Raw genomic sequence first — 19,651 nt, 5'->3', positions numbered from 1 at the left:
AGGCGCGTCAGCCTTCCCGCCGCCGCGGCAGGCGCAGGGTGAAGGCCCAGCACAGCGCCAGCATCGCGGCCGCGCCGGCCAGGCAGGCGACGAGCCCGCCCCAGCCAAACAGCAGGCCAGACAGCAGCGTGCCGCCGAACCGCCCGGCGGCATTGGCGGCGTAGTAGAAGCCCACATCCTCCGCCGCCTTCTCGCTGCCCGCATAGGCGAGCACCAGGTAGGAATGGACGGAGGAATTCACCGCGAAGAACACGCCGAAGACGCACAACCCGGCCGTTACGAAAAGATCCGCGCGCGGGATGCCGGCCAGCATCATCGCCGCCAGCGCGGCGGGCACGGCGGCCAGCGCCAGCGACCATGCCCGCGCGGCCGGCACCTCGGCGGACAGCCCGTCCGCGCTGCGCCGGACCAGGGCGGGCGCGCTCGCCTGCACCACGCCGTAGCCGATCGTCCAGGCCGCGAGGAAGGCGCCGACCATCGTGAAGGTCCAGCCCGAGGCGTAGAGGAACACGGGCAGGCCGACCACGAACCAGACATCCCGGGCGCCGAACAGGAACACCCGCGCGGCGGCGAGCAGGTTGATGCCGGTGGATTTCGCGAAGAGCTCGCGCGCCGATGTCGACGCGCGCGCCCTGCCCATCAGCGGCGGCAGGGACAGCGCGACGCCGGCCAGCACCATCGCCAGCGCGGCCGCCATCGCCCAGAGCGCGCCGCGGAAGCCGAGCGCCTCGAGCAACAGCCCGCCCAGGAAGAACCCCGCCCCCTTCATCGCGTTCTTGCTGCCGGTGAAGAAGGCGACCCATTGGAACAGCCGGCCGGAGGCATCGCCCGCCGTGAGCTTGATCGCGGATTTCGACGCCGTCTTGGTCAGGTCCTTGGCAATGCCGCAGACACCCTGCGCGACCACCACCCAGCCGACCGACAGCGCCGCGCCCCAATCGGGCGAGACGGAGGACAGCAGCAGGAAGCCCGCGATCTGCGTGGCCAGCCCGACCGCCAGCATGCGCGCGATGCCGAAGCGCGCGGCGAGCCATCCGCCGACCAGGTTCGCGCCGATCCCCGCCGCCTCGTACAGCAGGAAGAGGAAGGCGAGGGTGAAGGGCGAATAGCCCAGCCGGAAGAAATGCAGCAGCACCAGCATCCGCAGCGCGCCGTCGGTCAGCGTGAAGCCCCAATAGGCGAGCGTCACGATGACGTAGTTGCGCGTGCCCTGGGATGCGGCGGCGGCGGCGCTGCTCATGCCGTCAGATCCCGACATCCGCCATGTGGCAGGCGAGGTCGACCATGCGGCAGGCATAGCCCATCTCGTTGTCGTACCAGGCATAGACCTTCAGCAGCGTGCCGTCGGTGACCATGGTGGACAGCGCGTCCACGGTGCTGCTGCGGGTGTCGCGCGCGTAGTCGGCGCTGACCAGCGGGCGGTCCTCATAGCCGAGGATGCCGGCGAGCGGCCCGGCCGCGGCGGCGCGGAACAGCGCGTTCACCTCCTCGGCGCTCGTCTCCCGCCGCATCTCGAAGACGCAGTCGGTGAGCGAGGCGTTGAGCACCGGCGCGCGCACGGCATGGCCGTTCAGCTTGCCCTTCAGCTCCGGATAGATCAGCGCGATGGCGGTCGCGCTGCCGGTCGTGGTCGGCTGGAGCGACAGCATGGCCGAGCGCGCCCGCCGCAGGTCCTTGTGCGGCGCATCGACCACGACATTGGTGTTGGTCGGGTCGTGGATGGTGGTGATCTGGCCGTGGCGGATGCCGATCGCCTCGTGCACCACCTTCACCACCGGGGCGAGGCAGTTGGTGGTGCAGGATGCGGCGGTGACGATCGGGTGCCGCGCCGGGTCGTACAGGTGCTCGTTCACGCCGACGACCACGTTGAGCACGCTGTCGAACCTGACCGGCGCGGCGACGATGACGCGCTTCGCGCCACGGTCGAGATGGCCCTGCAGCGTCTCGGGGCTGAGGAACTTCCCTGTGCATTCCAGCACCACATCCACGCCGAGCTCGCCCCAGGGGATGGCGCCGGGCTGCGCCTGCTCGCTGAAGCCGAGCCGGCGGTCGCCGATGCGGATGGCCCCGGCGCCCTCGGCCGCGATCGGCGCGCGCCAGCGGCCCTGCACGCTGTCGAAGGCCAGCAGATGGGCCGTGGCGGCTGCGCCGCCCTTGACCTCGTTCAGGTGGACAACCTCCAGCCGGTTGCCCGCGCGCGGGTCGTCCGCCTGCCGTTCCGCCGCACCCGTCGCGGCGCGCAGCGCGAGCCGCCCGATGCGGCCCATGCCGTTGATGCCGACTTTCATGCCCGTGCCCCCGCCGCGAGCGGCCGCGCCAGCTCGTCGATGCGCGCCTTCAGCGCCATCCGGTCCAGCGTGCCGAAGGGCAGGCTGGTGAAGATCGACAGGCGGCGATGCAGCGCGGCGTAGAGCTCGTTCAGCAGCATCGCGCGTTCGGTGTACCCGCCGGAGAACTTCGCAGGGTCCGGCAGCGGCCAGGCGGCGGTGACGTGCGTGCCCTCGAAGTCCGGGCAGGCCTGCAGGTCCAGCGTGTCGCAGAGCGCGATGACGAAATCCATCCGCGGCGCCCCGGGCCCGGTGAATTCGTCCCAGGATTTCGAGCGCAGCGCCGCGACATCGTGGCCGAGCGCCTTCAGCTGCGACAGCACCTCCGGCAGCGGGCCGCCCGGCGACGGGTCCGAGCCGGCCGAGAAGGCGCGGAAGCGGCCACGGCCGATGTCGTTCAGGATCGCCTCGCCCATGATCGAGCGCGCCGAGTTGCGGGTGCAGAGGAACAGGACGTTGAAGGTCGCCGGGGTCATCCGGACGGTCTCCCCCAGGGGTTCGAGGATACGGTGCAGGCCGCCGCAGCGGGCGGGATCGCCGTCGCAGCAGGCCTCGGCGAGGAAGGCGAGCAGGGCGCGCAGCCGTTCGACCTGCGCCGCGTAGATCAGGCTGCGCCCCTGGCGGGTCGCGGCGACGAGGCCCGCCTGGTCCAGCGCACGCAGATGGAAGGACAGCGTCGAGGGCGGCACGCCGAGCCGCGCGGCGATCTCGCCCGCGGCGAGGCCGCTCGGCCCGGCGCCGAGCAGCGCGCGGAGAAGGTCGAGCCGTGTCGCCTGCCCGAGCGCCCCGAAGGCGAAGGCCGCATCCGTCGTTTCCATGATTCGATGTTATTCGAATTGAAATGCCAGCTGGATGAATCTTCGATGACGCGGGGCATCTCGGGGCGGGGCAGTGGGGGAATGGTCCCAGGCGGGCCGGACCCGACATCGGGGGATTTCCCCAGGCCAGGACATGGCGCCCGAAGGCGATTCCCTTCTTTTCAATGACTTCGCCGGCACCCCGGGCGGCGCGGCCCGCTGGCACACGCCATGCGTTGCCCGGCCAGGATCCGGCATCGCCGGGGGGAGAAGCGGGCAGCACCATGCACGACCAGGACACGGCCCCACACTCGCCGGTCACCAGGGCGCTCCACTGGGCGGGGGCGCTGCTCGTCGCCGCCGCCTTCGGCCTCGGCCTGATGCTCGAGGACTGGCCGCGCGGCCCGCAGCGCGACTATGTCATGATGATTCACTACAGCCTCGGCACGCTGGTGCTCGGCCTGCTCCTGGTGCGGCTGGTGCGGCGGCTGCTGGTGCCGGCGCTCAAGGCGAGGGAGCCCGGCCTCGCGGGCTGGGCGGCGACGGCGATGCACTTGTCGCTCTACGCCATGATGCTGGCGCTGCCGGTCACCGGCGCCTTCGACCGCTGGGCGCGCGGACGCCGCCTCGCGGTCTTCGACATCGTCATCCCGCCGCCCTTCCCGATCGGCGGCGGGCGCATCTGGCGCGAAGCGCACACCTATATCGGCTGGGCGATCGCCGCCTTCGTCCTGCTGCACGTGGCCGCCGCGCTCTGGCACCACTTCGCCCGCCGCGACGCGGTGCTGACCCGGATGCTGCCTTCCGCCGCCCGGCGTGCGCCGGTCGAGCCTGTTCGCCTCGACGCACATACCGCATAATAATTCGATGTCGATCGCATCCCGCCTCAGCCTCCTCACGCCGCGCACGCGCGGGTTCGACGTGCTGCACTGGTTCGCCGTGCTGACGCTGCTGTGCATCATCGTCTTCGGGGTCGGGACCGCGACCTTCCTGTCGGGCTTCCTGACGCGGCAGATGCTCCAGCACGACACGGAGCTGAGCGCCCAGTACCTCGACAGCATCATGGTGGCGGACCGCATCCGCACCTACTTCGCCGACCCCACCGCCGCCGAATCGCGCGAGCCGCTCGAATACTTCTTCAACCACGTCGCCAACCTGCCGAACGTCGTGCGCGCCAACGTCTTCGCCAGCGACGGCTCCGTGCTGTGGTCGAGCAACGCCGCCATGATCGGCCGCCGCTTCGCCGGCAACCCCCATCTGGACGATGCGCTGGCCGGGCGGCTGGTGATCGAGACGGGGACGGCGGGCAAGGCGGAGCACGAGGACCTCGACGCGAGCGTCGGAACCCGCCGCTTCGTCGAAGCCTATATCCCCGTCTGGGACGACGACCGGCGGCACGTGATCGGCGTCGTCGAGGTGTATCGCCTGCCCGACACGCTGTTCCAATGGCTCGACCGGACCATCAGCCTCGTCTGGATCGCGGCCTTCCTGATGGCGGCGCTGCTCTACGCCTCGCTTCTCTGGATCGGCCTTCGCGCGCGGCGCATCATCAGCGAGCAGCAGCGCGTGATCGTGGAATCCGAATCCCTCGCCGCGATCGGGGCCGTCGCCTCCGCCGTCGCGCATGGCATCCGCAACCCGCTCGCCTCGATCCGCTCCTCGGCGGAACTCGCCGCGACCGAGGATGCCGAGGGCGCCGCCGCCTGCCTCGCCGATATCGAGCGGGAGGCCGACCGCATGGACGCCTGGGTGCGCGACCTGCTGCTCCAGGCGCGGCGGGAGCCGCTGGCGAAGGAGCCGGTGGACGTGAACCAGCTGATCGAGGACTGCACGCGCACCTTCGCCGCGCGCGCGGCGCGCCAGGGCGTCACGGTCGCGACCGACCTCGCCGCCGTGCCCGCCGTGCGCGGGGAACCGGCCGCGCTCGGCCAGGCGATCGAGAACCTTCTCGCCAACGCGATCGAGGCGATGCCGGAGGGCGGCGACCTGCGGCTGCATACCGGCCTCGTCGCCGGCGGGCGGGAGATCGAGGTGATCATCGCCGACACCGGCGTCGGCCTGCCCGCCGGCAACAAGGCGGGCAACCTGTTCTACTCGACCAAGGCGCGCGGCACGGGCCTTGGCCTGCTGCTGACGCGGCGCATCGTGGAACGGCATGAGGGGCGGCTGACGCTCAGCCCACGCCGGGGCGGCGGCACCAGCGCCGTGATCCGGCTGCCGGCCGCTGCCTGAGGACAAGAAGGCCATGAGTCACGCCGTCCTGGTGATCGAGGACGAGGGCACGCTCGCGCGCAACATCGGCCGCTACCTCAGCCGCGCCGATTTCGAGGTGCGCCTCGCCGCCACGCTGCGCGAGGGCTGGGCCGCCTTCGACGAGTTCCGTCCCGATGTCGTGCTGCTCGACCTCGCCTTGCCGGACGGCAACGGGCTCGACCTTCTCGCGCGCATCCGCGGCCAGGATCGCAACGCCAAGGTCATCATCCTGACGGGCCACGGCACGATCGAGAACGCGGTGGAGGCGATGCGCTCCGGCGCCGTGGACTACCTCACCAAGCCCGTGGCCCTCGGCGAGCTGCGGCTGCTGCTCGACCGCGTGCTGGGCCAGGAGAGGATGGAGGAGGCGCTCAGCTACTTCCAGGGGCGGGAGGCGCGCGAAGGCGGCCTCGGCGCCATCCTCGGCGCCTCCGCGCCCATCGCCGCGCTGCGGGAGCAGATCGTCCGGCTGATCAAGGCCGAGCGCAGCCTGCCGCCGGACGAGGCGCCGCCGCCCGTCCTGATCCGCGGGGAGACCGGCACGGGCAAGGAGCTGATCGCCCGAGCGCTGCATTTCGACGGCGCCCGCGCCGCCCGCCCCTTCATCGAGCTGAACTGTTCCGCCCTGCCGGCGCAGCTGATCGAAGGCGAGCTGTTCGGCCATGAGCGCGGCGCCTTCACCGATGCGCGGGAGAAGCGCATCGGCCTGATCGAGGCGGCGCATGGCGGCACCCTGTTCCTCGACGAGATCGGCGATGTCGAGCCGTCGGTGCAGGCCAAGCTGCTGAAGGTGCTGGAGGACCGCACGGTGCGCCGGCTGGGCGCGGTGCGCGAACGGCAGGTCGACCTGCGGATCGTCGCCGCGACGCACCGGCCGCTCGAGGAATTCGTGCGCGAGGGCCGCTTCCGCGCCGACCTCTACTACCGCCTGTCGGTCGTGACGCTGACGGCGCCGCCGCTGCGCGAGCGGCAGGAGGATGTGGAGCTGATGGCGCGCCACTTCCTCACCCAGCAGGCGCGCCGCTACGGGCGGGATGCGCTGACGCTGGACGAAGGCGCGGCCGCCGCGCTGCGGCGCCACCACTGGCCGGGCAATGTGCGGGAACTGCGCAACGTGATGGAGCAGGCGGTGCTCTCGGCCGGCCCTGACGGGGTGGTGCGCGCGGCGCATCTCGCCTTCGCGCGCATGGGCGGGGAAGCAGCGCCCGCCGTGGCCGTCGCCATGGCCGCGCCCGCCGCGCCCATGGCGATCGGGGAGCAGACCCTGCCGGAGATGGAGCGGGAAGTGCTGCTGCGCGCGCTGCAGCGCACCGCGGGCAACGTCTCCCGCGCCGCGCGGGACCTCGGCATCAGCCGCGACACCATGCGCTACCGGATGACGAAGTACGGGCTCGACGCGCCGGACGTCGGCTGACGCGCCGGATCAGGCGAGCGGCGGCGTCCGGTGCAGCTGGACGCGCAGCCCGCCATGCGGCACCGGCGGGCCGGGCGGCAGGAAGGGCAGGCCTGTCGCATGGGCCAGGCGCGGTTCGCTCACCACCATGCCGACGCGCCAGCCCGCGAAATGCGCCGCCAGCACGCGGCCCATCGCCTGGTACAGCGGCAGCAGGTCGCGGCCGTCGCCCAGCCTCGCGCCATAGGGTGGGTTGACGATGACGAGGCCCGGCGGGCCCTCGGGCGGGCGGGCCTCGCTGATCGGCGCCTGGCGGAACTCGGTCCAGGCGGCGACGCCGGCGCGCTCGGCATTGGCGCGGCTCATCGCCACGGCGCCCGCGTCGCGGTCGAGGCCGTGGCAGCGATGCGCGGGCTCGCGCGCGTTGCGCGGCGCGCGCATGCGCGACCAGGCCTCCGCGTCGAAGGTGGCGAGGTCCTCGAAGGCGAAGCGCCGCGCCCGGCCGGGGTTGAGCCGCGCGGCGATCTCCGCCGCCTCGATCACGAAGGTGCCAGAGCCGCACATCGGGTCGAGCAGCGGCTCGTTGCCGTCGAAGCCGCATTGCCGCAGGAACAGCGTCGCCATCGTCTCGCGCATCGGCGCGGCGTTCACCGCTTCCTTGAAGCCGCGCTTGTGCAGCGGCTCCCCCGACGTGTCGACGCTGATGGTGCAGACATCGTCCTCGATGCGGGCGCGGACCAGGATGCCGGCCTCGGGCGATTCCGGCGCGCCCAGCGTCTCGCGGATCGCGGTGGCGATGCGCTGCGCCGCCGCGCCGCTGTGGTAGATGCGCGACGTCGCGCAGGTCGCCTCGACGCGGAAGGGGATGTCCGGCCGCAGCACGGCGGCCCAGGGCACGCGGCGCGCCCGCTGGTCGAGCTGCGCGAGATGCACCACGCGGAACGCGTCGAGCCGCGCGAGAACGCGCCCCGCGCCGCGGATCCAGAGGTTCGCGCGCCACACATCGGGCCAGAGGCCGCGCGTGACGACGCCGCCCGGCACCTCCCGCGGCCGCTTGAATCCCTTCAGCCCGACCTCCTCGGCCAGCACGGATTCGAGGCCCGGGGGCGCGGAGAGGAAGATCTCGAAGGTCTCGTCGTTCGCCATCTGCTGCGCCGCTCCCTGGCATGCGCCGCGCCCCTTCTGCCATCCCCCGGCGCGGAAGCCCACCGCGCCCCGCATGCCCCCCTTCGCAGCGCCGGCCGGCGGCAGCATAGTCGGGGGGCGGCGGGACGCTCCGCCGCGGGGGAAACGATCCATGCAGGGCCGCCGCGCCAGGTGAGCAGCGTTCCGCGCGCCACGATGCTGGCGCCCTTCCGCCAGCGTTCCTTCCGCCGCCAATGGCCGGCGGACCTCGCCACTTCCTGGGCGTTCGAGATGGAGACGCTGATCCTCGCCTGGTTCGTGCTGAGCGAGACGGGGTCGGTGGTGTGGCTGACGACCTTCGGCGCGCTGCAGTTCCTCGGCACGCTGATCTCCCCGCTGTTCGGCGTGATGGGCGACCGGGCGGGGCACAAGCGCGTGCTGGTCGCGATGCGCGCGACCTATGCGGCGCTGGCGGCGATCCTCGCCACGCTGGCGCTGACCGGGACGCTCGGCATCGTCGCCGTCTTCTGCGTGGCGATGCTGTCGGGGCTGGTGCGGCCGTCGGACATGGGGATGCGCAACGCGCTGATCGGCGCGACCATGCCCGCGCCGCTGCTGATGGGCGCGATGAGCATCGAGCGCACCAGCGCCGACGCCGCGCGCGTGGTGGGCGCGCTGACCGGCGCGGCGCTGGTCGCCTGGATCGGCATCGGGCCGGCCTATCTCGCGGTGCTGGGCTTCTACCTGATCAGCCTCGCGCTGCTGGCCGGCGTCGAGGAATCGCGGCCGGAGGGCGCCACCGGCCGCGCGCCCGCGGTGTGGACCGAACTGGCCGAAGGGGTCGCGCATGTGCGCGCCACGCCGCCGCTGATGGCGGCGATGGTGCTCGCCTTCCTGGCCAATGCGCTGGCCTATCCGCTGACCGGCGGCCTGCTCGCGCATGTCGCGCGCGACATCTACGGCATCGGGCAGACCGGGCTCGGCACGCTGGTGGCGAGCTTCGCGGCCGGCGCGCTGGCAGGCTCGGTCTTCCTCAGCGCGCGCGGCGGGCCCATGCCGCCGGCGCGCACCATGCTGTTCGCGGCCTTCGTCTGGTTCGCGCTGCTGCTCGCCTTCGCCGTGCTGCGCAGCCCCGGCGCGGGCATGGCGGTGCTGGCGCTGGCCGGCTTCGTGCAGTCCTTCTGCATGGTGCCGATGGCGGTGCTGATCCTGCGCGTGGCGCAGGACCGCTTCCGCGGGCGGGTGATGGGGCTGCGGATGCTGGCGGTCTACGGGCTGCCGCTCGGCCTGCTGGCGTCCGGGCCGCTGGTCGCCTGGTTCGGCTTCGCGGCGACGGGGCTGGCCTATGCGGGGCTCGCGCTGGCCTGCACGGCCGGCATCGCCTGGCGCTGGCGGGCGCATCTGTGGCCGCGCGGCGCGCCGGCCAATGCCGGGCATGGCTGATACCGGGCGGGCCGCATCCGCGGCCCCCGGCTTCGCGGCATCGGCCGCGGCGGCGCTTCAGCCCGCGGCGGGAATGCCGAGTTCCTGCCGCACCAGCCCGACCCAGAAGGCGATGCCGTGCGGCAGCGCCGCGTCGTTGAAGTCGTACATCGGCGTGTGCAGTTCGTGCACCTGGCCGTCCGGCGCCGTGCCGTTGCCGATGAAGACGAAGGCGCCCGGCTTGTCGCGCAGCATGTAGGCGAAATCCTCCCCGCCCGTGACCGGGGTGGTGGCGGGATCGACGCCCGCATCGCCCGCGACGGCGCGCGCGGCGGCGAGCATCGCCTGCGTCTCCCGCCCATGGTTGATCAGCGGGACGGTGTTCCACCACAGCTTCGCCTCGGCCGTCGCGCCGACCATCGCCGCCGCCTGCGCCGCGAGCTCGCCGATCCGCCGTTCCACCAGCGCCTGCACGGGCGGGGTGAAGGCACGCATCGTCCCGCCCACCAGCAGTTCCGACGGCATGACGTTGAGCGCTTCCGGCGCGCCGCCGGCGATGTGGCCGACGCTGACCACGGCACCTTCCGAGGCCGGCACGTTGCGCGCGACGATGGTCTGCAGCGCCTGGATGAAGACGGCCTGGGCGACGGTGATGTCGCTGGCGAGGTGCGGGGAATTGCCGCCATGCCCGCCGGTGCCGCGGAAGGTCACGGTCCAGCGGCCGGATGCGGCCATCAGCGGGCCCTCCCGCGTGGCGAAGCTGCCGACCGGCATGCCGGGCATGTTGTGCATGCCGTAGACGGCATCGCAGGGGAAGCGCTGGAACAGCCCGTCGGCGAGCATCGCTTCCGCCCCGCCGCGACCTTCCTCGGCGGGCTGGAAGATGAAGTGGACGGTGCCGGCGAAGTCCGGCGCCTCGGCCAGCGCCTGCGCCGCACCCAGCAGCATCGTCGTGTGCCCGTCATGCCCGCAGGCATGCATCCGCCCGGCATGGGCCGAGGCATAGGGCAGGGCCGTGCGCTCGGTCAGCGCCAGCGCGTCCATGTCCGCGCGCAGCCCGATCGCGCCCTGCCCCGGGCGCCGGCCGCGCAGCGTGCCGACCACGCCGAGCCGGCCCACGCCTTCCGTCACCTCGAGCCCCCAGGCGCGCAGGCGTTCGGCGACGAGGGCGGCCGTGCGCGTCTCCTCCATGCCGAGTTCGGGATGCGCGTGGATGTCGCGGCGGATCGCGGTCAGCGCCGGCAGGTGGCGCGCGATGCGCGCGGCGGTGTCGTCCTGGTCCATCCGGCGGGCTCCCCTGCTTCGGCTTCGATGTGGCCGCGGCGCGCTATTCGGCAACCAGGTTCAGGCGGCGGATCAGCGTCGCCCAGCGTTCCCCTTCGCGCTTCGCGCGATCGGCGAAGACCTCCGGCGGGTGCGGGTCGGCCGGGTCGGCGCCGACGCGGCGATAGGCGGCGCGCACCGTCTCGTCCTTGAGCGCGTCCTGCAGCGCGGCGTTCAGCCGCGCGACGATCTCGGGCGGCGTGCGCGAGGGCACGGCGAGGCCGAAATAGCTCGAGGCCTCGAAGCCCGGGATCACGTTGCTCATCGGCTCGACGCCGGGCCATTCCGGGCGCGGGCCCGGCGTGGTGACGGCGATGGGCCGCACGCTCTGCGCCGTGCGCAGCGGCTCGCCTTCCGGCAGGCCGAGGCAGCGCGCATGCACGCGCCCGGCCAGCAGGTCGGTCATCGCGTTCGTCGTCTGGCGATAGGGGACGTGCGTCATGTCGAGGTTCAGCCGCGCGCCGACATCCTCCATGACCAGGTGCGTGATGGCGCCGACGCCGGCCGATGCGAAGTTGAAGCGGCCGGGATTGGCGCGGATCCAGGCGACGATGTCGGCGAAGGAATTGCCGGGGATCGAGTTGTGCACGATCAGCAGGTTCGAGGTGGTGCAGAACATGCCGACCGGCGTGAAGTCCCGCGCCGAATCGTAGCCGACGTTGCGGTAGAGCAGCGCGTTCAGCCCGCTATTGGTCCCCAGCGTCGCGACCAGCACCGTGTAGCCGTCGGCCGGCGCGCGCGCGACCGCCTCGGCGGCGAGGTTGCCCGCCCCGCCCGGGCGGTTGTCCGCCACCACCGGCTGGCCCAGGCGCTGCGACAGCGCTTCCGCCGTGACGCGGGAGACGATGTCCGTCTGCCCGCCGCCGCCGAAGGGGATGACGAGGCGGACCGCCCGGTCGGGATAGCCTTGCTGCGCGATGGCCGGCGCGGCGAGCAGCGTGCCCGCCGTGCCGAGGATGACGCCGCGGCGCGTCGCGCCGGTCCCGGTGATGCCCATGGCTTCCTCCGCAAGTCGCTTGTCGTTGCGGGGGAGCCTAGGCGAAGGCGCCGCGGCCAGGAAGGCGGGGGTCAGCCGCCGCCGATCTTGTCCTCGGTGCGCAATTCGAAGTCGCTCGCGTCGTGGCGCTCGCGCAGCTGCTCGGACGGGTCGCCCTGCACGCGGTTGACCATGCGGCCGCGCTTGACCGCCGGGCGCTGCCAGATCGTCTCCGTCCAGCGCTGCACGTTCCGGTACGAGCCGACATCGAGGAACTCGCCCGCGCCGTAGAGCCAGCCCTTGGCGAGCCCGCCATACCAGGGCCAGATCGCCATGTCGGCGATGGTGTAGTCGGGCCCGGCGACGTACTCGCTCTCCGCGAGCCGGCGGTCGAGCACGTCCAACTGCCGCTTCACCTCCATCGCGAAGCGGTCGATCGGGTATTCCATCTTGGACGGCGCATAGGCGTAGAAATGCCCGAAGCCGCCGCCGAGATAGGGCGCGCTGCCCATCTGCCAGAACAGCCAGGACAGGCATTCGGCGCGCGGGCCGGGTTCGCGCGGCAGGAAGGCGCCGAACTTCTCCGCGAGGTAGGTGAGGATCGCGCCGGACTCGAACACGCGCACCGGCGTCGGCCCGCTGCGGTCGAGCAGCGCGGGGATCTTCGAGTTCGGGTTCACCGCGACGAAGCCGGAGCCGAACTGCTCGCCGTCCCGGATGCGGACCAGCCACGCATCGTATTCGGCGCCGCCGTGGCCGAGCGCGAGCAGCTCCTCGAGCATCACCGTCACCTTCACCCCGTTCGGCGTGCCGAGGGAGTAGAGCTGCAGCGGATGGCGGCCGACCGGCAGGTCCTTCTCATGCGTCGCGCCGGCGATGGGGCGGTTGATGTTGGCGAACTGCCCGCCGCTGGCCTTGTTCCAGGTCCAGACCTTGGGCGGCACGTAGTCGTCGGTCGAGCTCATGCGACGGGCTCCTGGTGGCTTCGTGGATGGGGTGTGCCCGAAAGGTGGGGCCTTCCCGCGCGCCGCGCCAGGGGCGGGCCGCGACCGCGCCCTTGCCCACGGTCGCGCGGCGTGCACATGCGACGGGACGATGAAGATCCTGCGACGCCTGCTGGTGCTGTTCGTCCTGGTCTACCTGCTGCCGATCGGGGTCGCCGCGGGGCTGCACCTGCGCGACGATGTCGGCGCCGATTGGTGGCAGGCGGACCGGTCGAGCGCCGGCCAACTGCCGCCCGCCGCCGCGCACGCGCCCGCCCTGCTGCGCGTCTTCGCCGCGCCCACCGTGCGCTGGCGCGGCATCGTCGCCGTGCACAGCTGGGTGGTGGTCAAGCCTGAGGGGACGGAGGACTACACGCGCTACGACGTCACCGCCTGGGGCGACCCGATCCGCGTGAACGGCTTCGCGGCCGATGGGCGCTGGTTCGGCCGCGCGCCGCAGGTCGTCTTCGCGGCGGATGGGGAGGCGGCGGCGCGCATGATCCCGCGCATCGAGGCCGCGGTCGCGGCCTATCCCTGGCGCCAGCGCGGCGACTACCGCGTCTGGCCCGGGCCCAATTCCAACACCTTCGTCGCCGCGCTGCTGGAAGCGGTGCCGGACGCCGGCGCCGTGCTGCCGCCCACCGCGATCGGCAAGGATTTTCCCCATGACGGGCGCTGGCTGCGCGCCACCGGATCGGGCACGGGGCTGCGGCTGACGCTCGGCGGCTATGCCGGCGTCACGATCGGCTGGGTGGAGGGGATCGAGGTCAACATCCTCGGCGGGGTGGCCGGGATCGATCTGCGCCGGCCGGCGATCAAGCTGCCGGGGCTCGGGCGCATCGGCGTCCAATAGGCGCCCCGGGTGCGACATTCGCGCCGCGCCCGGGGGCAGCCATTTCTTCTACAGCACGAAATCCGGTCACACTGAATCGGTGTGACCGGATAGTGCTGTAGCCGCCTGGATCAGGCGAGGTCGAAGCGATCGAGGTTCATCACCTTCGTCCAGGCCGCGACGAAGTCGCTGACGAACTTCGCCTGGTTGTCGGCCTGGGCGTACACCTCGGACAGGGCGCGCAGCTGGGAGTTCGAGCCGAACACCAGGTCCACGCGCGTGCCGGTCCACTTCACCGTGCCCGTCGCGCGGTCGCGGCCCTGGAACTCCTCGGCCGTCTCGTCGGTCGGGGCCCAGGCCGTGCCCATGTCGAGCAGGTTGACGAAGAAGTCGTTCGTCAGCTTGCCCGGGCGCGTCGTCAGCACGCCGTGCGGCGACCCGGCATGGTTGCCGCCCAGCACGCGCAGGCCGCCGACCAGCACCGTCATCTCCGGCGCGGTCAGGGTCAGCAGCTGTGCCTTGTCGACCAGCTGCTCCTCGGCCGAGATGGTGAAGCGGGCCTTGCGGTAGTTGCGGAAGCCGTCGGCCTCGGGCTCGAGCACGGCGAAGGACGCCGCGTCGGTCTGCTCGGCCGTCGCATCCGTCCGGCCCGGCGCGAAGGGCACCGTCACGTCATGGCCGGCCGCCTTCGCCGCCGCCTCGATCGCCGCGCAGCCGCCCAGGACGATGACGTCCGCGAGCGAGACCTGCACGCCGCCGGTGGCCGAGGCGTTGAACGCCTTCTGCACGCCTTCGAGCTTCGCCAGCACCTCGGCGAGCTGGGCGGGCTGGTTCACCTCCCAGTCCTTCTGCGGCGCGAGGCGGATGCGCGCGCCGTTCGCCCCGCCGCGGCGGTCCGAGCCGCGGAAGGTCGAGGCCGAGGCCCAGGCGGTCTGCACCAGCTGCGAGACGGTCAGGCCCGTGGCGAGGATCTGCGCCTTGAGCGCGGCGATCTCGGCCGCGCCGACCAGCTTGTGCGTCACCGGCGGGACGGGGTCCTGCCAGATCAGGTCTTCCTTCGGCACGAGCGAGCCGAGGTAGCGGACCTTCGGCCCCATGTCGCGGTGCGTCAGCTTGAACCAGGCGCGGGCGAAGGCGTCGGCGAACTGGTCGGGGTTCTTGTGGAAGCGCTCCGAGATCTTGCGGTACTCGGGGTCCATCTTCATCGCCATGTCCGCCGTGGTCATCATCGGCGGGTGGCGCTTGGACGGGTCGTGCGCGTCCTCGACCAGCGTCCAGGCGGCGCGGTCCTTCGGATGCCACTGATGCGCGCCGGCGGGAGACTTGTGCAGCTCCCACTCATGGCCCAGCAGCATGTCGAAATAGCCCATGTCCCACGTGGTGGGGTTGGGCTTCCAGGCGCCCTCGATGCCGGAGGTGATGGCGTCGCCGCCCTTGCCCGACTTCCAGCTGCTGATCCAGCCCAGGCCCATCTGCTCGATCGGCGCGCCTTCCGGTTCAGGGCCGACATGCTGCGCGGGGCCCGCGCCATGCGCCTTGCCGAAGGTGTGGCCGCCGGCGACCAGGGCGACCGTCTCCTCGTCGTTCATCGCCATGCGCGCGAAGGTCTCGCGAATGTCGCGGCCGGAGGCGATCGGGTCGGGGTTGCCGTTCGGCCCTTCCGGATTGACGTAGATGAGGCCCATCTGCACGGCCGCGAGCGGGTTCTCGAGCATGCGGTCGCCCGAGTAGCGCTTGTCGCCGAGCCAGGTGTCCTCGGTGCCCCAGTAGATGTCCTCCTCGGGCTCCCAGATGTCCACGCGGCCGCCGCCGAAGCCGAAGGGCTTCAGGCCCATCGATTCGATCGCGCAGTTGCCCGCGAGGATGAAGAGGTCGGCCCAGGAGATGCTGTTGCCGTACTTCTGCTTGATCGGCCACAGCAGGCGGCGCGCCTTGTCGAGGTTGCCGTTGTCGGGCCAGGAATTCTCGGGCGCGAAGCGGTGCGCGCCGTTGGAGGCGCCGCCGCGGCCATCGGCCGTGCGGTAGGTGCCCGCAGCGTGCCAGGCCATGCGGATGAAGAGCGGCCCGTAATGGCCGTAGTCCGCAGGCCACCAATCCTGGCTCACCTTCATCAGCGCGAAGATGTCCTTCTTCAGCGCCTCGAGGTCGAGCTTCCCGAACGCCTCGGCGTAGTCGAAGGCCTCGCCCATCGGGTTCGACTTGGCGGAGTGCTGGCTGAGGATCCGCAGGTTCAGCGCGTTCGGCCACCAGTCGCGGTTCGACCGGGTGGTGAAGCGCGCGGCGGTCGGCGTGCCGTGCATCACCGGGCACTTGCCGGCGCTCGAGCTGTTTCCGTCCATCTCTCTCTCCGTTCTCGACTGCGTTGTTCGACGCGAATTTCCGGGCTGCGTCCGTGACGAACCCGGACGGAGTCCCGGTGCGCGAAGCGCGCGGGACCCCTCTGTGCGAGCGGGCGGAACCTAGCGGCAACGGAGGATGGAAAGAACCCCCCGAATCCGCGCCTGTCGATAGATGGTGACTATGGAGCCCGGGTGCGACTCACCGCCCCCAGCGCAGCACCAGCGGGTCGAGGCGGCGGGCGATCTCGATGAGGCCGGCCCGCGCCGCCGGATGCAGCGGCGCGATCGGCGCGCGCGGTGCCCCGCAGCGGATCACGCCGCCTTCCTCCATCAGCGCCTTTGCGGCGAGCAGGCCGCATTGCCGGTTCTCGTGGTTGATCAGCGGCAGCCAGCGGCAATAGGCGTCCATCGCCCCGGCCCGGTCGCCGGCGAACCAGGCATCGGTGATCTGGCGGATGCCGTCGGGGAAGCCGCCGCCGGTCATCGAGCCCGTCGCGCCGGCGTCGAGGTCGGCCATCAGCGTGATCGCCTCCTCCCCGTCCCAGGGGCCGAGGATTGCGTCGCCGCCCAGCGCGATGATCTCCCGCAGCTTCGCCGCGGCCTGCGGCACCTCGATCTTGAAGTAGGAGACGTTCGCGATCTCCCGCGCCATGCGGGCGAGCAGGGCGGCGGACATCGGCGTGCCGGCGACCGGCGCGTCCTGGATCATGATCGGGATCGAGATCGCGTCCGAGACGCGGCGGAAGAAGTCGTAGATGCCCGCTTCGCCTACCCGGATGGTGGCGCCGTGGTAGGGCGGCATGACCATGACCATCGCGGCACCCATCTCCTGCGCGCGGCGGCTGCGCTCGGCGCAGATGTGGGTCGCGAAGTGGCTGGTGGTGACGATGACGGGCACGCGGCCCGCGACGTGGTCCAGCGCCGCCTTCATCACCGTGTCGCGGTCCTCGTCCGTCAGCACAAACTGCTCGGAGAAGTTGGCGAGGATGCACAGGCCCTGCGACCCGGCGTCGATCATGAAGTCGATCGCGCGCCGCTGGCCATCGAGGTCGAGCGTGCCGTCGGCGTGGAAGATCGTCGGCACGACGGGAAAGACGCCGCGATAGGGTTGCGTCATCACGGGGTCCTCAGTGGTTGTCGCGGGCGACGGGCGCGCCCGATCCGCCGACGAGGAAGTCGAGATCCGCCCCCTGGTCGGCCTGCTGAACGTGGTCGATGTACATCTTCACATAGCCCCGCGTCGCCGCGGGCGGCGGCGGCGTCCAGGCAGCGCGGCGCGCGGCGAGCTCCGCTTCCTCGACATGCAGGTGCAGGCCGCGGCCCGCGACGTCGAGGGTGATGAGGTCGCCGCTGCGCACCAGCGCGAGCGGCCCGCCCGCCGCCGCTTCCGGCGCGACGTGCAGCACCACGGTGCCGTAGGCGGTGCCGGACATGCGCGCGTCGCTGATGCGGATCATGTCCCGCACGCCCTGGCGCAGCAGCTTCTGCGGGATGGGCATGTTCCCCACCTCCGCCATGCCGGGATACCCCTTCGGCCCGCAATTCTTCAGCACCATGATGCAGTCGGCGTCGATGTCGAGCGCCTCGTCATCCTTGCGCGCGTGCAGTTCCTCGATGCTCTCGAACACCACGGCGCGGCCGGTGTGGCGCATGAGGTTGGGGGAGGCGGCGGAGACCTTGATGACCGCGCCGTCGGGGCAGAGGTTGCCGCGCAGCACCGCCATGCCGCCCTCGGGCTTGAAGGGCTTGTCCCAGGGGGTGATGACATCCGGCCGCCAGCAGCGGGCGTCCTTCACATTGTCCCAGATGGGCTTGCCGTTCGCGGTGATGGCGTCGCGATCGAGCAGCCCGGCCTCCCCCAGCGTCTTCAGCACCACGGGCAGGCCGCCGGCTTCGAAGAAATCCTCCATCAGGAAGCGGCCGGAGGGCATCAGGTCCACCAGGCAGGGCACGCCGCGGCCGAGCCGGTCGATGTCGTCCAGCGTGAAGGGCACGCCGAGCCGGCGCGCGATGGCCAGCAGGTGCACCACCGCATTGGTCGAGCCGCCGATCGCGCCCAGCACCCGCACCGCGTTCTCGAAGGCCGCGCGGGTGAGGATCTTCGAGATGGTCAGGTCCTCATGGACCATCTGCACGATGCGCCGGCCGGCCATGCGCGCGAGCAGGTTGCGCCGCGCATCGGCAGCCGGGATCGCGGCGTTCTGCGGCAGGCCAAGGCCCATCGCCTCGACCAGCGAGGCCATGGTTGAGGCCGTGCCCATCGTCATGCAGGACCCGGCGGAGCGGTTCATGCCCGCCTCGGCCTCGTGGAATTCCTCGAGCGTCACCTCCCCGGCGCGCAGCTGCTCGCTCATGGAGATGATGTTGGTGCCCGAGCCGATGATCTGGCCGCGATAGACGCCGCGCAGCTGCGGCCCGCCCGAGACGCCGATGGTCGGCAGGTCCACGCTCGCCGCGCCCATCACCAGCGCGGGCGTGGTCTTGTCGCAGCCCATCAGCAGCACCGCGCCGTCGAGCGGGTGGGCGCGCAGCGCTTCCTCCACATCCATCGCGGCGAGGTTGCGGTAGAGCATCGCGGTCGGACGCATCGTCACCTCGCCGAGCGAGGAGACCGGGAATTCCAGCGGATAGCCGCCCGCTTCCAGGATGCCGTCGCGCACATGCCGCGCGAGGTCGCGGAAATGCGCGTTGCAGGGCGTGAGCTCGGACCAGGTGTTGCAGATGCCGATCACCGGCCTGCCGTCGAACTGGTCCTGCGGCGTGCCATGGTTCTTGAGAAAGGAGCGGTAGTAGAACCCCATCTTGTCCTGCCGGCCGAACCAGGCCTGGCTGCGCAGCGGCTTCTTCGCGGACATGCGCGTCAGCCCCGCGCGCGGCGCTGCGCGCCCATGGCACAGGCCAGGTCGAAGGCGGCCTGCAGCGCGCCGATGCGCGCGATGCCGCGGCCCTGGATGTCGAAGCCGGTGCCGTGCGCGCAGGTGGCGATCGGCACGGGCAGACCGCCCGCGACGGTCACGCCGCGCCAGAAGCCCATCAGCTTCATCGCGATCTGCCCCTGGTCGTGGTACATGGTGACGATGGCGTCGACGTCGCGCGACCCGTCCGGCTTCGGCTGCGCGCGCAGGAAGATGGTGTCCGCCGGATAGGGCCCCTCGCAGGGCAGGCCGCGGCGCCGGGATTCCTCGATGGCGGGGCCGATCACATCGATCTCCTCCCGCCCGAAGGCGCCGTTGTCGCCATTGTGGGGATTGAGGCCGCAGACCGCGATGCGCGGCGCGGCGATGCCGGCCTGCAGCAGCGCGCCATGGATCAGGGCGATGGCCTCGATGATGCGCGCGGGCGTGATCAGCTCGGCGACCTCGCGCAGCGCGACATGGCTCGTGACCCGGCAGGTCCAGAGGCCGTCGAGCACGTTGAACTCGCTGGTCGCGCCCCCGTGGCCGAGCACCTCGGCGAACCAGTGCAGCTCATCGGGGTGGCCCATCCGCGCCATGTGCAGCGACGCCTTGTTCAGCGGCGCGAAGCAGATGCCGTCCACCGTCCCGTCCTGCGCCAGCGCCAGGCATTCGCGCAGCGTGTCCATCGCGTGCTGCCCGCCCTCGGCGCTCGAGACGCCGCGCGGGATCGGCGCGCGCCGGCGCACTTCCCGCAGCGCGATGCGGCCCGGCGCCAGGGCGCCCGGGTCGTTCGCGCGCAGGATGGGCAGGTCGACGCCGGCGATGCGCATGCCCTCGGCCAGCTCGTCCGGGTCGGCCACCAGCAGCAGCGCCGCCTTCTCCCGGTTCGCGGGGTCGGACAGCAGGCGCGTCATGATCTCGGGGCCAATGCCCGCGGGATCACCGAGCACGAGGGCAAGGCGAGGGATCATGGTGCGTCTCTCC

General features: G+C 71.9%; 16 protein-coding genes. 5 read left to right on the top strand and 11 right to left on the bottom strand.

Features of this window, described 5'->3' with window-relative positions:
• Positions 1 to 7: 7 nt before the first annotated feature.
• From arsJ to J5Y09_RS10090, 3 genes are read right to left on the bottom strand one after another with little or no spacing between them, the layout of a single operon-like run.
• Positions 8 to 1,240 carry an organoarsenical effux MFS transporter ArsJ gene (arsJ, locus tag J5Y09_RS10100; RefSeq protein WP_209351639.1) on the bottom strand — a complete coding sequence of 411 codons (1,233 nt, stop codon included), beginning with the start codon at positions 1,238 to 1,240 and terminating at the stop codon, positions 8 to 10.
• A 4-nt stretch (positions 1,241 to 1,244) separates the two neighbouring features.
• Positions 1,245 to 2,288 carry an ArsJ-associated glyceraldehyde-3-phosphate dehydrogenase gene (locus J5Y09_RS10095; RefSeq protein WP_209351638.1) on the bottom strand — a complete coding sequence of 348 codons (1,044 nt, stop codon included), beginning with the start codon at positions 2,286 to 2,288 and terminating at the stop codon, positions 1,245 to 1,247.
• Positions 2,285 to 3,145: a metalloregulator ArsR/SmtB family transcription factor gene (locus tag J5Y09_RS10090; protein ID WP_209351637.1), complete on the bottom strand. Its 861-nt coding sequence runs from the start codon at positions 3,143 to 3,145 to the stop codon at positions 2,285 to 2,287. Before J5Y09_RS10090 ends, J5Y09_RS10095 begins: the two co-directional genes overlap by 4 nt.
• Positions 3,146 to 3,408: 263 nt before the next feature.
• Here J5Y09_RS10090 and J5Y09_RS10085 point away from each other — a divergent pair, with 263 nt between their 5' ends.
• From J5Y09_RS10085 to J5Y09_RS10075, 3 genes are read left to right on the top strand one after another with little or no spacing between them, the layout of a single operon-like run.
• The gene (locus tag J5Y09_RS10085) at positions 3,409 to 3,984 is read left to right on the top strand and encodes a cytochrome b (RefSeq protein WP_209351636.1); all 576 of its coding nucleotides are present in this window, start codon (positions 3,409 to 3,411) and stop codon (positions 3,982 to 3,984) included.
• A gap of 7 nt (positions 3,985 to 3,991) precedes the next feature.
• Positions 3,992 to 5,356: a sensor histidine kinase gene (locus J5Y09_RS10080; RefSeq protein ID WP_209351635.1), complete on the top strand. Its 1,365-nt coding sequence runs from the start codon at positions 3,992 to 3,994 to the stop codon at positions 5,354 to 5,356.
• A gap of 13 nt (positions 5,357 to 5,369) precedes the next feature.
• Positions 5,370 to 6,791 carry a sigma-54-dependent transcriptional regulator gene (locus J5Y09_RS10075; RefSeq protein ID WP_209351634.1) on the top strand — a complete coding sequence of 474 codons (1,422 nt, stop codon included), beginning with the start codon at positions 5,370 to 5,372 and terminating at the stop codon, positions 6,789 to 6,791.
• 9 nt (positions 6,792 to 6,800) lie between these two features.
• On the opposite strand, the gene J5Y09_RS10070 is transcribed toward J5Y09_RS10075, so the two are convergent.
• Positions 6,801 to 7,916, bottom strand: coding sequence for a THUMP domain-containing class I SAM-dependent RNA methyltransferase (locus J5Y09_RS10070; RefSeq protein ID WP_209351633.1), 1,116 nt, complete (start codon positions 7,914 to 7,916; stop codon positions 6,801 to 6,803).
• A gap of 171 nt (positions 7,917 to 8,087) precedes the next feature.
• On the opposite strand from J5Y09_RS10070, the gene J5Y09_RS10065 reads away from it, so the two are divergent.
• Positions 8,088 to 9,338: an MFS transporter gene (locus J5Y09_RS10065; RefSeq protein ID WP_209351632.1), complete on the top strand. Its 1,251-nt coding sequence runs from the start codon at positions 8,088 to 8,090 to the stop codon at positions 9,336 to 9,338.
• 57 nt (positions 9,339 to 9,395) lie between these two features.
• On the opposite strand, the gene J5Y09_RS10060 is transcribed toward J5Y09_RS10065, so the two are convergent.
• The 3 genes from J5Y09_RS10060 to yghU all read right to left on the bottom strand — a co-directional run bounded on the left by J5Y09_RS10060 (position 9,396) and on the right by yghU (position 12,581).
• Positions 9,396 to 10,601 (bottom strand): M20 aminoacylase family protein, encoded by a 1,206-nt coding sequence (locus J5Y09_RS10060; protein WP_209351631.1) that lies wholly within the window; start codon positions 10,599 to 10,601, stop codon positions 9,396 to 9,398.
• Between the two features lie 43 nt (positions 10,602 to 10,644).
• The gene (locus tag J5Y09_RS10055) at positions 10,645 to 11,637 is read right to left on the bottom strand and encodes a Bug family tripartite tricarboxylate transporter substrate binding protein (protein ID WP_209351630.1); all 993 of its coding nucleotides are present in this window, start codon (positions 11,635 to 11,637) and stop codon (positions 10,645 to 10,647) included.
• Between the two features lie 71 nt (positions 11,638 to 11,708).
• Positions 11,709 to 12,581, bottom strand: a complete 873-nt coding sequence (gene yghU / locus J5Y09_RS10050; RefSeq protein WP_209351629.1) for a glutathione-dependent disulfide-bond oxidoreductase — start codon at positions 12,579 to 12,581, stop codon at positions 11,709 to 11,711.
• A gap of 130 nt (positions 12,582 to 12,711) precedes the next feature.
• On the opposite strand from yghU, the gene J5Y09_RS10045 reads away from it, so the two are divergent.
• Entirely contained in the window at positions 12,712 to 13,452 is a 741-nt protein-coding gene (locus J5Y09_RS10045; protein ID WP_209351628.1) for a DUF3750 domain-containing protein, read from the top strand.
• 110 nt (positions 13,453 to 13,562) lie between these two features.
• Here the strand turns inward: J5Y09_RS10045 and katG are convergent, their stop codons facing one another.
• The 4 genes from katG to J5Y09_RS10025 form a co-directional block, all read right to left on the bottom strand.
• Positions 13,563 to 15,770 (bottom strand): catalase/peroxidase HPI, encoded by a 2,208-nt coding sequence (gene katG / locus J5Y09_RS10040; RefSeq protein ID WP_209351627.1) that lies wholly within the window; start codon positions 15,768 to 15,770, stop codon positions 13,563 to 13,565.
• 199 nt (positions 15,771 to 15,969) lie between these two features.
• Entirely contained in the window at positions 15,970 to 16,887 is a 918-nt protein-coding gene (locus J5Y09_RS10035; protein WP_209351626.1) for a dihydrodipicolinate synthase family protein, read from the bottom strand.
• Between the two features lie 10 nt (positions 16,888 to 16,897).
• Positions 16,898 to 18,625 (bottom strand): IlvD/Edd family dehydratase, encoded by a 1,728-nt coding sequence (locus J5Y09_RS10030; RefSeq protein WP_209351625.1) that lies wholly within the window; start codon positions 18,623 to 18,625, stop codon positions 16,898 to 16,900.
• 5 nt (positions 18,626 to 18,630) lie between these two features.
• On the bottom strand, positions 18,631 to 19,638 hold the full coding sequence (locus J5Y09_RS10025) for a 4-hydroxythreonine-4-phosphate dehydrogenase PdxA (protein WP_209351624.1): 1,008 nt from the start codon (positions 19,636 to 19,638) through the stop codon (positions 18,631 to 18,633).
• Positions 19,639 to 19,651: the final 13 nt, after the last annotated feature.

It is taken from the genome of Roseomonas nitratireducens, from assembly GCF_017813355.1.
GTDB classification, from domain to species: domain Bacteria; phylum Pseudomonadota; class Alphaproteobacteria; order Acetobacterales; family Acetobacteraceae; genus Neoroseomonas; species Neoroseomonas nitratireducens.
Note: the sequence above shows the minus strand (reverse complement) of the source record. Positions and strands in the feature narration are given on the sequence as shown.

What these genes read in the sequence shown, in the direction of transcription:
- J5Y09_RS10055 (WP_209351630.1), bottom strand. Translation starts at nt 11,637, where the DNA reads ATGGGCATCACCGGGACCGGCGCGACGCGCCGCGGCGTCATCCTCGGC.
- J5Y09_RS10085 (WP_209351636.1), top strand. Translation starts at nt 3,409, where the DNA reads ATGCACGACCAGGACACGGCCCCACACTCGCCGGTCACCAGGGCGCTC.
- J5Y09_RS10095 (WP_209351638.1), bottom strand. Translation starts at nt 2,288, where the DNA reads ATGAAAGTCGGCATCAACGGCATGGGCCGCATCGGGCGGCTCGCGCTG.
- katG (WP_209351627.1), bottom strand. Translation starts at nt 15,770, where the DNA reads ATGGACGGAAACAGCTCGAGCGCCGGCAAGTGCCCGGTGATGCACGGC.
- J5Y09_RS10070 (WP_209351633.1), bottom strand. Translation starts at nt 7,916, where the DNA reads ATGGCGAACGACGAGACCTTCGAGATCTTCCTCTCCGCGCCCCCGGGC.
- J5Y09_RS10060 (WP_209351631.1), bottom strand. Translation starts at nt 10,601, where the DNA reads ATGGACCAGGACGACACCGCCGCGCGCATCGCGCGCCACCTGCCGGCG.
- J5Y09_RS10080 (WP_209351635.1), top strand. Translation starts at nt 3,992, where the DNA reads ATGTCGATCGCATCCCGCCTCAGCCTCCTCACGCCGCGCACGCGCGGG.
- J5Y09_RS10075 (WP_209351634.1), top strand. Translation starts at nt 5,370, where the DNA reads ATGAGTCACGCCGTCCTGGTGATCGAGGACGAGGGCACGCTCGCGCGC.
- J5Y09_RS10025 (WP_209351624.1), bottom strand. Translation starts at nt 19,638, where the DNA reads ATGATCCCTCGCCTTGCCCTCGTGCTCGGTGATCCCGCGGGCATTGGC.
- yghU (WP_209351629.1), bottom strand. Translation starts at nt 12,581, where the DNA reads ATGAGCTCGACCGACGACTACGTGCCGCCCAAGGTCTGGACCTGGAAC.
- J5Y09_RS10090 (WP_209351637.1), bottom strand. Translation starts at nt 3,145, where the DNA reads ATGGAAACGACGGATGCGGCCTTCGCCTTCGGGGCGCTCGGGCAGGCG.
- J5Y09_RS10030 (WP_209351625.1), bottom strand. Translation starts at nt 18,625, where the DNA reads ATGTCCGCGAAGAAGCCGCTGCGCAGCCAGGCCTGGTTCGGCCGGCAG.
- J5Y09_RS10035 (WP_209351626.1), bottom strand. Translation starts at nt 16,887, where the DNA reads ATGACGCAACCCTATCGCGGCGTCTTTCCCGTCGTGCCGACGATCTTC.
- arsJ (WP_209351639.1), bottom strand. Translation starts at nt 1,240, where the DNA reads ATGAGCAGCGCCGCCGCCGCCGCATCCCAGGGCACGCGCAACTACGTC.
- J5Y09_RS10045 (WP_209351628.1), top strand. Translation starts at nt 12,712, where the DNA reads ATGAAGATCCTGCGACGCCTGCTGGTGCTGTTCGTCCTGGTCTACCTG.